General features: G+C 62.8%; 11 protein-coding genes and 1 pseudogene. 8 read left to right on the plus strand and 4 right to left on the minus strand.

Annotated elements, in window-relative coordinates; all coding sequences use genetic code 11:
* Nucleotides 1–278 precede the first annotated feature (278 nt).
* Complete coding sequence (locus AC07RO_RS14845) at nt 279–1,142, minus strand: methyl-accepting chemotaxis protein (RefSeq protein WP_423574802.1); 864 nt, start codon at nt 1,140–1,142, stop codon at nt 279–281.
* Nucleotides 1,137–1,904, minus strand: a pseudogene (locus AC07RO_RS14850) (MCP four helix bundle domain-containing protein); the annotation flags it as partial. The pseudogene AC07RO_RS14850 and the gene AC07RO_RS14845, both read right to left, overlap by 6 nt.
* A gap of 191 nt (nt 1,905–2,095) precedes the next feature.
* Between AC07RO_RS14850 and AC07RO_RS14855 the strand changes: the two are divergent.
* The 3 genes from AC07RO_RS14855 to AC07RO_RS14865 all read left to right on the plus strand — a co-directional run bounded on the left by AC07RO_RS14855 (nt 2,096) and on the right by AC07RO_RS14865 (nt 4,509).
* Nucleotides 2,096–2,584, plus strand: a complete 489-nt coding sequence (locus AC07RO_RS14855; protein WP_495086377.1) for a GFA family protein — start codon at nt 2,096–2,098, stop codon at nt 2,582–2,584.
* Nucleotides 2,585–2,750: 166 nt separating this feature from the next.
* Nucleotides 2,751–4,307: an FAD-dependent oxidoreductase gene (locus AC07RO_RS14860; protein WP_495086378.1), complete on the plus strand. Its 1,557-nt coding sequence runs from the start codon at nt 2,751–2,753 to the stop codon at nt 4,305–4,307.
* Nucleotides 4,308–4,353: 46 nt separating this feature from the next.
* Nucleotides 4,354–4,509 (plus strand): hypothetical protein, encoded by a 156-nt coding sequence (locus AC07RO_RS14865; RefSeq protein ID WP_192174314.1) that lies wholly within the window; start codon nt 4,354–4,356, stop codon nt 4,507–4,509.
* A gap of 10 nt (nt 4,510–4,519) precedes the next feature.
* Here AC07RO_RS14865 and AC07RO_RS14870 read toward each other — a convergent pair whose 3' ends face one another.
* Nucleotides 4,520–5,617 carry an MBL fold metallo-hydrolase gene (locus AC07RO_RS14870; RefSeq protein WP_495086379.1) on the minus strand — a complete coding sequence of 366 codons (1,098 nt, stop codon included), beginning with the start codon at nt 5,615–5,617 and terminating at the stop codon, nt 4,520–4,522.
* 236 nt (nt 5,618–5,853) lie between these two features.
* Between AC07RO_RS14870 and AC07RO_RS14875 the strand changes: the two genes are divergently transcribed.
* Entirely contained in the window at nt 5,854–6,483 is a 630-nt protein-coding gene (locus tag AC07RO_RS14875) for a TetR/AcrR family transcriptional regulator (protein WP_192174316.1), read from the plus strand.
* Between the two features lie 8 nt (nt 6,484–6,491).
* Here the strand turns inward: AC07RO_RS14875 and AC07RO_RS14880 are convergent, their stop codons facing one another.
* A complete protein-coding gene (locus AC07RO_RS14880; RefSeq protein ID WP_495086380.1) occupies nt 6,492–7,172 on the minus strand; it encodes a DJ-1/PfpI family protein in 681 nt (226 codons plus the stop codon).
* 160 nt (nt 7,173–7,332) lie between these two features.
* Between AC07RO_RS14880 and AC07RO_RS14885 the strand changes: the two genes are divergently transcribed.
* The 4 genes from AC07RO_RS14885 to AC07RO_RS14900 all read left to right on the plus strand — a co-directional run bounded on the left by AC07RO_RS14885 (nt 7,333) and on the right by AC07RO_RS14900 (nt 12,716).
* Complete coding sequence (locus AC07RO_RS14885; RefSeq protein ID WP_346626456.1) at nt 7,333–8,316, plus strand: GlxA family transcriptional regulator; 984 nt, start codon at nt 7,333–7,335, stop codon at nt 8,314–8,316.
* Nucleotides 8,317–9,043: 727 nt separating this feature from the next.
* Nucleotides 9,044–10,393, plus strand: a complete 1,350-nt coding sequence (locus AC07RO_RS14890) for a GntT/GntP/DsdX family permease (RefSeq protein ID WP_108120002.1) — start codon at nt 9,044–9,046, stop codon at nt 10,391–10,393.
* A complete protein-coding gene (locus tag AC07RO_RS14895) occupies nt 10,394–11,254 on the plus strand; it encodes an SIS domain-containing protein (protein ID WP_192174320.1) in 861 nt (286 codons plus the stop codon). It begins immediately after the preceding gene.
* Nucleotides 11,255–11,258: 4 nt separating this feature from the next.
* A complete protein-coding gene (locus tag AC07RO_RS14900; RefSeq protein WP_495086381.1) occupies nt 11,259–12,716 on the plus strand; it encodes an N-acyl-D-amino-acid deacylase family protein in 1,458 nt (485 codons plus the stop codon).
* Nucleotides 12,717–12,822 lie beyond the last annotated feature (106 nt).

A 12,822-nucleotide genomic window follows, 5' to 3' on the forward strand; every position in this document is an offset into this window, starting at 1 on the left:
ACCTATCTCGTCGGCAGGTTCGGCCCGCCAGGAATTATTAGTCGGGGCGAATCATGCAAGCCGAGGGCAGCGACAGGCAAGTGAATGAGGTGAAAGGCTGCCGTTCTTGGCCTGTTCCCGGCTAAAGCCGGTCCTACCAGGAAGGCGTCATTTGTCACACCGCAAAACCGAGGGTGCTCAAACCGGCCTCTTCCCGGCTAAAGCCGGTCCCACTCATACCGCATTACCCTGTGGGACCGGCTTTAGCCGGGAAGCCTTTGAGACGTTGAGAAGAACCATCAAACCCGAAAGCGCGTGACCACCTGATTCAACTCCGCCGCCAGCCGGGACAGTTCGTTGCTCGACGCGCTGATCTGGTTGGCGCCGGACGACGATTGCATCGACAGATCGCGGATGTTGACGATGTTGCGGTCCACTTCCCGCGCAACTTGCGCCTGCTCTTCGGCGGCGCTGGCGATGACCAGATTGCGTTCGGAAATCTCGTTGATCGACGTAGTGATGCGGCTCAGCGACTCGCCGGCACCCTGGGCCAGCCCCAGTGTTTCGGTCGCCCGTGAGCGGCTGATCGACATCGACTCCACTGCTTCGGTGGAACCGCTGCGCATGGTCGTGACCATCTTATCGATTTCCAGGGTCGACTGCTGGGTGCGGTGGGCGAGTGCGCGCACTTCATCAGCGACCACGGCGAACCCGCGTCCGGACTCACCGGCCCGTGCGGCTTCGATGGCAGCGTTCAGCGCCAGCAGGTTGGTCTGCTCGGCGATGGAGCGAATCACGTCCAGCACCTTGCCGATGTCCTTGGACTGATCGGCCAGGTTCTGCACCAGGTCCGAGGTGTGCTGTACGTTGCCGGACAGGGTCTGGATCGAATTGACCGTGTCGATGACCCGGCTCTGGCCGTCGCGGGCCGCCGTGTTCGATTCGCTCGACGCCTGGGACGTCGACACCGCGTTGCGCGCGACTTCCTCGACCGCCGAGGTCATCTCGTTCACCGCCGTGGCGGCCTGTTCGATTTCGGCGTTCTGCTGGTGCAGGCCGCGATGACTGTCTTCGGTCACCGAGTTCAGCTCGGTGGCGGCCGACGCCAGCTGGCTCGCCGAATTGCCGATCAGGCTCAGGGTCGAGCGCAAGTTGGTTTGCATCTGCTGCAACGCGCTCTGCAAGCGCGTCACTTCGTCATTGCCCTCGACGCGAATGTCATGGGTCAAATCGCCCTTGGCCACGTATTCGGCGGCATCAACCGCTTCCTGCAGCGGGCGAACGATGCTGCGGGTCAGCCACACCGCGAGCACCACGGTGGCCAGTGCTGCGATCAGCACGAACACCAGCACCACGTTTCGGGAGTTGCCGTATTGCGCTTCGGCGGCAGCGCCTTCGAGCTCGACCTGATGGGAGTAGAAATCACCCAGATCGCCCAATTGCGCGCCGGAGTTGTCGACGGCGGTTTTCATGTCCACCAGCAGCAGTTTGTTCAGCGCCTTGAAGTCACCGCCCTCGGCGAGCACAAAAGACTGGGTCAAACCGCGCTGATAATCGACCAGGGTCGCGCGGAATTTGCCGTACAGCGCCTTCTCTTCCGGGGTGTCGATAAAGGTGTCGAGGCTGGCGAGTTTCTCGTCGAGGATCTTCGCGCGCGCGTCCATCTGACCTTTGTAGACGCTGAGATTTTTCGGATCGGTGTCAAGGGCAACCCGCAGCGAGATCGTGCGAATGCGCAGCATGGCTTCGCGGATGTCGTTGACCAGACGCATGCTCGGCATCCAGTTGCTTTCAACCGCCACCTCGCTCTGTCGGATCGTCGACATCTGGCTCAGGGCGAACCAGCCGAGCAGCGCGACCAACAGGGAAATCAGGGTAAACCCAAGGCCGGCGCGGCGGGCGATGGTCAGGTTGCGTAGGCTCATAAAGGGTGGCTCATTCTTGGAGGGGCGGGACGCAAAGTGGTCATATGACTACCGCTTATCGACATTGCCGCAGGCTTCTTTAGCCAACGGTCCGTGAATAATCCGAACGCCCGTTCGAGAAAACATCGAACCCCGCCCGCTTGAGCGGTCTAGACCCTTAAGCCCGACATCACATTCAAGCGGAGGTGAATATGCATCTGGAAGGCTCCTGCCATTGCGGCGCCGTCGAATTCAGCCTGACAAGCGCCCATCCCTACCCTTATCAACGCTGCTACTGCTCGATCTGCCGCAAGACCCAGGGCGGTGGCGGCTACGCGATCAACCTGGGCGGCGATGCGAAAAGTCTCGACGTCAAAGGCAAGGACAACATCGCCATCTACCACGCGAAGATGCGCGACGATGAGGGTCACCAAACCCGCATCAGCAGCGCTGAACGGCATTTCTGCAAACGGTGCGGCAGCGGGCTGTGGCTGTTCAGCCCCGAGTGGCCGGAGCTGATCCACCCGTTTGCGTCAGCCATCGACACGCCGTTGCCGACCCCGCCGGAGCACACGCACTTGCTGCTGCACTCCAAGGCGCCCTGGGTGGAAGTGGCCGCAGGACCGAATGACCAGCAGTTCGAGGAGTTTCCCGAAGAGTCGATTGCCGACTGGCATGAGCGGCTGAAGTTGACGCAATAGCCAGACGCAGTGAAATGACCTCGGATTTTGGGCGTTCTTCCGGCAGTTGAAGCGAACGGAGCGCCCGCCCAACCGACTACCCGATAATTCCCTGAACCTCTCCCCCGACGGCCGACTCCCAACTAAAAGCCCCCAAGTCCAATAAAAAACCCACAAGGAAGCGCACATGCCTCTGCATCGAGTCGCCCCTCTGACCGATATTCAGCAAGACCGCGGTCTCCAGGTCCAGTTTGGCGAAACCAAGGCGCTGCTGGTTCTGCACGGCGAAGAAGTCCGCGCGTTTCAAGCCTTCTGCCCCCATGCCGGCGCGCCACTGGCCGACGGCGCCATCTGCAACGGTCATCTGATCTGTCCCTGGCACAAGGCCGAATTTTCCATCGACGACGGCCATCTCTGCGAACCGCCTGCGCTGGATGCCCTGACCCAATACCCCGTCCACGTCATCGATGGCCATGTGCATGTCGATGACCAGCCCATCACCGCCGACACGCCGACGCTGGCCGAGGACAGCCGCTGCTTCGTCATCATTGGCGCCGGTGCGGCGGGCACGGCGGCTGCCTGCGCGCTGAGGGAAAAAGGCTTCAACGGTCAATTACGGCTCATCGACAGAGACGCCGCGGCCGGGTACGACCGCACAGCGCTGAGCAAATTTGTCTTGTCCGCCGAAATGGATACCGATGAGATCCCGGCTCTGCGCGACGACGGGTTCTACCTGAGCAATCGCATCGAACGGGTGCACGGCGAAGTGATGAAACTGGACGTCGTCAACAAGCGCGTCACCCTGGCGGACGGGCGCCGCTTTGACTACGACGCGGCGCTGGTCACCACCGGTGGCGAGCCCCGCGCGTTGACTCTAGAGGGCGCGGACCTGCCGCAAGTGCTGACCCTGCGCAGCCGCGACGACGCCAGCCGAATTCTTGCGTCGATCCACCCAGGCAGCCACGCATTGATCGTTGGCGACAGTTTTATCGGGCTGGAAGCGGCGTCGGCGTTGCGCACACAAGGTGTGAACGTGACGATTCTGGCCCGTCATGAAGTGCCGTTTGCCGGTCAGCTGGGTGAGCGCATCGGCAAAGCCCTGCGGGCGCTGCATGAGCAGAACGGCGTGCTGTTCCGCACCCACGTGAACGTCAGTCGGTTCGAGGGTGATGAACGGGATGGGCAGCAGCTGCTGCAGACGGCGGTGCTCAGCAATGGCGAACGACTGCAGGTGGATCTGGCGTTGGTCGGCGTCGGCGTGAGCCCGGTGACGCATTTCATCGACGGCGTTCAACTGGAGGACGACGGTTCACTGGCGGTCGACGACGGCATGCGCGCGGGCAAGGATCTGTGGGCGGCCGGCGACATTGCCACCTTTCCGCTCAACCATCAGCCCCGGCGCATCGAGCACTGGCGCCTGGCCCAACAACAGGCCCGCATTGCGGCGGGCAACATGCTCGGTGAGGACCTGCGATACACCGATGTGCCGTACTTCTGGACCTACCATTTTGAGAAGCGTCTGGATTACCTCGGCCACGCCGAAGACTGGGACGACATCGTCTACATGGGCGAGCCGGAACGCTTCGATTTCCTGGCGCTCATCTGCAAACAGGGCGTTGTCGCGGCGGTGGTCAGCTGTGAGCGGGAACGGCCCATGGCGATGCTCGCCGAACGCATGAAACGACCGCTGTTCAAAGACGAAGCGCTGATGCTGATCAACCAGATCGACCAGATCGACCATTGAGCACGTGCTTCAAATCAACCATCAACCTCGTACACCGGAGGGCGCCATGCCTGATAAAGAGTCCAATCGCGAAGACCTCGACCACAAGCCTGAAAACGCAGGCAAGGTCGGCGAGGAACACAAACAAGCCAATCAGAGCGGTGAACAACAGCGACCACCGGAAACGGAGCATCCGGCAGATTCCACTGACGCCAAACCCTGAAACAGCCGGCTTAGCCGCGACTGGTGACCTGCCGGCGATCGTCCCGCCGTTTCGAGCAGCGGTCGGTCGCAGGCTCGGCAGCCTTGTCCACTTTCAGCCACCACGCCTCGCCTCGGCTGGGGTACTGAACGTAAAACGGCTGGCCCATTTCCGGCGTGGTGATGGAAATGCTGCGGTCCCACGCCAGCGCGAGAATCCGGTCGAACGGCTCGTGCCAGGCGTGCATCGCCAGGTCGAAGGTGCCGTTGTGGATCGGCAGCAGCCACTTGCCGCGCAGGTCGATGTGCGCCTGCAGCGTCTCTTCAGGCTGCATGTGCACGTCCGGCCAGTCTTCGTTGTACGCGCCGGTCTCCATCAGGGTCAGGTCGAACGGGCCGTACTGCTCGCCGATCAGCTTGAAACCGGCGTGATAGCCGGTGTCACCGCTGAAAAAGATGCGCTGCTCGCCATCAAGCATCACCCACGATGCCCACAGGGTCTGATTGCCGTCACGCAGCGTACGGCCCGAGAAGTGCTGCGCCGGGGTCGCCACAAAGCGAATGCCATGAATCTCCGTCGACTGCCACCAGTTCAACTGTTGGACCTTGGCGGCCGGTACGCCCCACTCGATCAGCGTGTCCCCTACCCCCAGCGGCGTAATGAAATGCTCTGACTTGTCCTTGAGCACCTGAATGGTCATGTGATCGAGGTGGTCGTAGTGGTTGTGGGAGAGGATCACGGCCTTGAGCGGCGGCAGGTCTTCGAGGCGGATCGGCGGCTGATGGAACCGCTGCGGACCGGCCCATTGCACCGGCGAAGCACGCTCGGCGAATACGGGGTCGGTCAGGAAGTATTCACCGCGCAGTTTCAGCAGCACCGTGGAGTGGCCCAGCCGGTAGACCGTGTTATCGGGCGCCGCGAACAGTTGCTGGCGCGACAGCGGCTGAACCGGGATCTCCCCGGCCGGGCGGGTGTGGTGGGGTTTATTGAACAGCGCATTCCAGAATATGCGCAGGGTTTTGCCCACGCTCGAGCGCGCCATCGGCTTGTGATTGAAATAGCGACCTTCACGCCGAGTCAGGACGGGCAGCGCAGGATTTGAATCAAGGTTTTTTTCGATCGAGGCCATGAGGGTGCTGACTCCATGAAACGGGTGAAGGTGGCGTTGCGGGAGCTGCAAGCTGCAAGAGCATGCCATACGCCGTAAGCTTGCGACTTGAAGCTTACAGCTTGATGCTCTTGGCTGCTTCTACACTACACAGTGTAGTTTCAAGCTTGCACGATGGGCAAAGAGAAGTAAACTGCCCGGTGTAATTTTCTTGTCGGGCGGTTGAGTCGTCCGCGCCACCTCACAGAAGCGAATCCATGACTGCCCCACTGCGACTGACCGACCGTAAACGCGAAGCCATTGTTCAGGCGGCGATAGCCGAGTTCCGCGATAACGGTTTCGAGGTCACGAGCATGGACCGGATTGCCGCCCGGGCCGAGGTCTCCAAGCGCACGGTCTACAACCACTTCCCCAGCAAGGAAGAACTGTTCTCCGAAATGCTCCATCGCCTGTGGTCCTCCGCCGCGACGCAGACCGATGCAGTGTACAAACCCGGCGTGCCCCTGCGCGATCAACTGCGCGAATTACTCGACGCGAAGATGAAAACCCTCGGTGACAGCAACTTCATCGACCTGGCCCGTGTGGCCATCGGCGCGACCATTCACTCTCCCGATCGTGCGCAGATCTGGGTTAGCCGACTCAATCAACGGGAAGAAACCTTCACCGTCTGGGTGCGCGGCGCCCAGCAGGACGGCCGCCTCAAGGCCGTCGAGCCGGTGTTCGCCGCGTCGCAGATCCATGCATTGCTCAAGGCCTTCGCCTTCTGGCCGCAAGTCACCCTCAACGAGCCCCTGCTCGCGCCGGACAAGCAGCGCGAAGTGGTCGAGTCGGCGCTGGACCTGTTCCTCTGCTGGTATGAAATCCCGCTCAATAAATCTCCGATCTAATCCCGCCGTTAATCCATGGCCGCCGTGACGCGCTCGACAATCTGCCGACGCGCCAGCAAACCCTGCATGGCGCGATCGGTGGCGACGGCAAGGATGTTCGCCGGTGCGGTGTCCGGTCGGCCGGAATCGTAGGGCGGTGCCGGCGCGTACTCCAATTGCAGCTGAATGGTCCGGGCGGTATCGGCATCGAACACTTCACTGATCAGCGTCAGCGCAGAATCGATGCCCGCCGTTACGCCGCCACCGGTCATCAGGTTGCCGTCGCGCACCACGCGCTCGTGCACCGGAATCGCACCGAACTGCTCCAGCAATGAATGGGACGCCCAGTGGGTGGTCGCGCGGCGGCCTTTCAACAGCCCTGCTGCGCCGAGCACCAGCGCGCCGGTGCAGACGGAAGTCACGTACTGCGCCGTGGCCGCCTGATGCTGGATGAAGGCCAGGGTTTCGGGGTCTTCCATCAATGCATCAACCCCTACCCCGCCCGGCACGCAGATCACGTCCAGGTCTATGCAGTCGGCGAAGGTCGCGGTCGGCACCAGGGTCAGGCCGGTGCTGGACTGCAGCGGCTCAAGGTTTTTCCAGACCAGATGCACGACCACGCCGGGCATGGTGGCGAAAACATCGTAGGGACCGGTGAGGTCCAGTTGCTGGACTTTGGGGAATACCAGCAGGCCGATATGCAGGGTCATGGTGTGTTTCCTTGTACTGAAAGTGATTCATCTGACGGTATGAAGTGACGCGGCCGATGGGGCTCGGCCAGCGACTGGACGAAACCACTGTAGCGAGCTAGCCTCTGGCGGATACGCCATAAAGCCGACAATTCACGCCAATCTTCACAGTGAGAGCGCCATGCCCCATCAGCCCAGGCCGGTTCACGTTCTGGCCTTTCCCAACGTTCAGTTACTCGACGTCACCGGACCGCTGCAGGTGTTTGCCTCGGCCAACGTCATGGCCCAGGAAGCCGGCCTGAACAAAATCCCATACCGGCCCGAGGTCATCGCTCGCGAACCCGGCAGCGTGGTCTCCTCCGCCGGGCTCGGGCTGCTTACCCACCCGCTGCCGTCCACGGCTTCGGATACCCTGATCATCGCCGGGGGCGGCGGCGTGCATACGGCGCTGCTGGATCCGGTTCTGGTGGACTGGGTGCGAACGCAATCCGCCAGTGCCCGGCGAGTGGCGTCGGTGTGTACCGGCGCATTTTTACTGGCGGCGGCGGGCGTGCTGGACGGCCATCGGGTGGTCACCCACTGGGACAGTTGCGACGAACTGGCGCGGCGTTTTCCGCAACTGCGCGTCGACCCGGACCCGATCTTCATCAACGAGAACACACTGTGGACGTCCGCCGGGGTGACCGCGGGTATTGATCTGGCCCTGGCGATGGTCGAGGCGGATCTGGGCCGGGACATCGCCCTGGCCGTGGCGCGGGATCTGGTGGTGTTTCTCAAGCGCCCGGGTGGGCAGTCGCAGTTCAGCACGGCGCTGTCGATGCAGCACCAGACCCGTGATCAAGGCAGCCGGTTTGGCGACCTTCACGCCTGGATTCTCGACAATCTGGCCAGTGACCTGTCGGTTGCCACACTGGCGGCGCAGGTGGGCATGAGCGAGCGCAGTTTCGTCCGCCACTACCGCGCCCACACCGGGAACACGCCGGCGCGGGCCATCGAGCAATTGCGCGTCGAAGCGGCGCGGCGCCTGCTGGGGGACAGCGCGCTGCCAATCAAGCGCATCGCCGACCGCTGCGGTTTTGGTACGGAAGAAACGTTGCGGCGCAGCTTCATGCGTGCGGTATCGGTGACACCCCAGGCGTATCGGGAGCGGTTCACTGCGGCATGAAGCGGCCGCGAAGGCTGACTGTCCTTCCCCAGAGAAAGTGCCTGGCTGTCCTGGCCTCTTCGCGAGCAAGCTCGCTCCCACGAGTCTCGGCATGGTTCGAAATCCCAAGTCACCCACGATCCTGTGGGAGCGAGCTTGCTCGCGAAGGCTGACTGTCCTTCCCCAGAGAAAGTGCCTGGCTGTCCTGGCCCCTTCGCGAGCAAGCTCACTCCCACAAGTCTCGGCATGGTTCGAAATCTCAAGTCACCCACGATCCTGTAGGAGTGAGCTTGCTCGCGAAGAGGGCCGTTCAGCCAATGAATTTTCTTCGCTGGATAAACCGCATTCGCGAGCAAAGTGGAACGCCACCCCGGTCACTCCCACAAGTCCAACCAACCGGCCGAAATCCTGAGCCAATCCCCGCTCCCACAAATGGATGGGGCGCAAGGCAAAACATCTGAGCGAAATTAATTTTCATGAATTGATCTTTTTATCCTGCTTCGTGTAATTTACTTTCCATCACGAAATCAGAGATAACAATAATGACTGCCTGTGATCGTCCCGCCCCTGCTCTTCTTTCGCCGTTCATGGCGCTTGCAACACCCACTGCCGAGATCGTTTTCACCGCCTGGCTGCGCACCGGTTAACGCCATTGCGCGGGTGAGTCCTGCTCTGTTGTGGCTCGACAGACTCAGCCCCGCCGCCGCCCAAGCCCTGACCTCCTCATTCTCAGCAAGGAATCCGTTGCATGCCTCCGTCAACCGGCCTGTCTCTGTTGGTCTATGCCGCCGTCGCGATCATCGCCCTGATCGTGCTCATCGCGCGCTTTCGCCTCAATCCGTTCATCGTCATCACCCTGGTGTCCGTCGGCCTCGCGCTGGTCGCCGGCATGCCGGCCAATGCCGTCGTCGCGTCCTATGAGGGCGGCGTCGGCAAGACGCTGGGGCACATCGCGCTGGTCGTGGCGCTGGGCACCATGCTCGGCAAAATGATGGCCGAGTCCGGCGGTGCCGAGCAGGTGGCGCGCACCTTGATCGACCGCTTCGGCGAGCGCAACGCGCACTGGGCGATGGTCTGCATCGCGTTTCTGGTGGGACTGCCGCTGTTCTTCGAAGTGGGTTTCGTGCTGCTGGTGCCGATCGCGTTCACTGTCGCACGTCGGGTCGGCGTGTCGATTCTGATGGTCGGCCTGCCGATGGTCGCCGGCCTCTCGGTGGTCCACGCTTTGGTGCCGCCGCACCCTGCCGCGATGCTGGCGGTGCAGGCCTATCAGGCGTCGGTGGGCCAGACCCTGTTTTACGCCATCCTCATCGGCATCCCTACCGCGATCATTGCCGGCCCGATCTACGCGCGCTTCATCGTGCCGCACATTCACTTGCCCGATGAAAACCCGCTCGCCAAACAATTTCTCGACCGTGAACCCCGCGCCCAGCTGCCGAGCTTCGGCATCACCATGGCGACCATTCTGTTGCCGGTGGTGCTCATGCTGCTGGGTGGCTGGGCCAACCTGATTTCCACGCCGGGCAGCGGTTTCAACAGCTTTCTGCTGTTCATCGGCAACTCGGTGATCGCGCTGCTGCTGGCCACGTTGCTAAGCTTCTGGACGTTGGGCATTGCCCAAGGGTTCTCCCGGGATTCGATCCTGAAATTCACCCAGGAATGCCTGGCGCCAACGGCCAGTATTACGCTGCTGGTGGGCGCGGGTGGCGGTCTGAACCGGATTCTCGTCGACAGCGGCGTGACCAACGAGATCGTCGGCCTGGCGCAGGACTGGCATCTGTCGCCGCTGCTGATGGGCTGGCTGTTCGCCGCGTTGATGCGCGTCGCCACCGGGTCGGCCACCGTGGCAATGACCACTGCTTCCGGCATCGTGGCACCCGTAGCGCTGGGCCTGGGCTATCCCCATCCAGAGCTGCTGGTGCTTGCGACCGGCGCCGGCTCGGTGATTTTTTCCCACGTCAACGACGGCGGGTTCTGGCTGATCAAGGAGTATTTCAACATGACCGTGGCACAGACCTTCAAAACCTGGACGGTGCTGGAGACGCTGATTTCGGTGATCGCTTTCGTCCTGACCCTCGGGCTGGCGCAGGTGATCTGAGTGGACATTCTTTACCAGATCCGCGCCCGTCAGGAGTCGTTCAGCGCCGGCGAAGGCCGCATCGCCAGACTGGTGCTCAGCGACGTGGCGTTTGCCGCCAGCGCCAGCCTTGACGACCTCGCCGCCCGCGCCGAGGTCAGCAGCGCCACGCTGTCGCGCTTCGCCCGCACGGTGGGCTGCAAGGACCTGCGCGACCTGCGCCTGCAACTGGCCCAGGCCAGCGCCGTGGGCAACCGCTTCCTCACCCCGGAGCAGGCGCCGGAGCAGTCGGCGTTTTTCACTCAGATCGTCGGCGACATCGAGTCCACCCTGCGCCAGCACCTGGCTGGATTTGACGAGTCGCGCTTTCAGGCGGCGGTGGCCCTGCTGGCGCCGGCCCGGATGATTCACAGCTTCGGCATGGGCGGCGCGTCCAGCCTGTGCAGCGAAGAACTGCAGACCCGGCTGGTGCGCCTCGGCTACCCGATTGCCGCCAGCCGCGACCCGGTGATGATGCGCCTGATCGCCGCGACCCTGGGTCCCGAGCACAGCGTGATCGTCTGCTCGCTGAGCGGGCGCACCCCTGAACTGCTCGACGCAGTGGATCTCGCTCGCAGCTATGGCGCGAAAATTCTCGCCATTACCCTGCCCGACTCCCCGCTGGCGGAGCGGGCGGATGTCCTGCTGCCGCTGCAGATCGCCGAAACCAATTTCATCTACAAACCCACGGCCGCGCGCTACGGCATGCTGCTGACCATCGACGTGCTGGCCACCGAACTGGCGCTGACCGCGCCCGACGCCAACCGCGAAAGGCTGCGACGGATCAAGCTCGCGCTGGATGACTACCGCGGCGGCGACGACGGCCTGCCCCTTGGAGACTGACCCCATGCTTTACGACCTGATCATTCGCGACGCGCTGGTGATCGACGGTAGCGATACGCCCGGCTACCGCGCCGACGTGGCCCTCCGGGACGGCCGCATCCAGCGCATCGGCGACCTCCACGACGTCTCCGCCCGCGAGGAGATCAACGCCGCCGGCCGCGTGCTGGCGCCGGGTTTCATCGACGTGCACACCCACGACGACACCGTGGTGATTCGTCAGCCAGCGATGCTGCCAAAGATTACCCAGGGCGTGACCACGGTGATTGTCGGCAACTGCGGCATCAGCGCCTCGCCCGTTTCCCTGGCGGGCGATCCGCCGGATCCGATGAACCTGCTGGGCCCCGCCGCTGCATTCGTTTATCCGCGCTTTGTCGATTACCGCAGCGCGGTGGACGCGGCGCGTCCGGCGGTCAATGTGGCGGCGCTGATCGGCCACACCGCGCTGCGCAGCAATCACATGGACGATCTTTTTCGAACGGCGCGCGCTGATGAAATCAGCGCCATGCGCGGGCAATTGCGCGACAGCCTGGCGGACGGCGCGCTGGGCCTGTCCACCGGTCTGGCCTATGCCTCGGCTTTCTCGGCCGAAACCGACGAAGTGAAACAGCTGGCCGAGGAGCTGACGGCGTTCGGCGCGGTGTACACGACGCACCTGCGCAGCGAGTTCGAGCCGGTGCTGGAGGCCATGGACGAGGCGTTCGAGATCGGCCGTCACGCCAAATCGCCGGTGGTGATTTCCCACATGAAATGCGCGGGCGCGGGCAATTGGGGCCGCAGCCCGCAGCTGCTGGCGTCCCTGGAAAACGCGGCGCTGAGCCACCCGGTGGGCTGCGATTGCTATCCCTATGCGGCCAGTTCTTCAACGCTGGATTTGAAACAGGTCACCGATGCATTTCCGATCACCATCACCTGGTCAACGCCGCACCCGGAACAGGGCGGCCGCGAGTTGAAAGACATTGCCGCCGACTGGGGCCTTTCACTGGTGGACGCCGCGCGAAAACTGCAGCCGGCCGGCGCCGTGTATTACGGGATGGATGAGAATGACGTGCAGCGGATCATGAAGCACCCGCTGTCGATGATCGGTTCCGACGGGCTGCCGGAAGACCCGTTTCCGCACCCGCGCCTGTGGGGTGCGTTCCCCCGGGTGCTGGGGCATTTCAGTCGGGATCTGGGGCTGTTTCCGCTGCACACCGCCGTCCACAAGATGACCGGACTGACCGCCACACGCTTCGGGCTGCATGATCGTGGCTTCGTGCGCGAAGGGTATTGCGCGGACCTGGTGTTGTTCAACCCGGGCACCGTGCGCGATGTGGCGGATTTCAAAGAGCCCAAACGCGCTGCCGAGGGGATTGATGCGGTGTGGGTCAACGGGCATTTGATTTACGCGGAAGGCAAACCGCAGGGTGAGCGGCAAGGGAGGTTCTTGCCGCGCAGTGGGTCGTTGGTGGGTGGGTTTGGTTGATTTCTGTAGGACTGGCTTTAGCCGGGAAGACGTCAGGCGGCACACCGCAAATCTGAGCTGCACACACTGGCCTATTCCCGGCTGAAGCCGGTCCCACTAAGACATG

It is taken from the genome of Pseudomonas sp. GW821-FHT07F05, assembly GCF_059418765.1.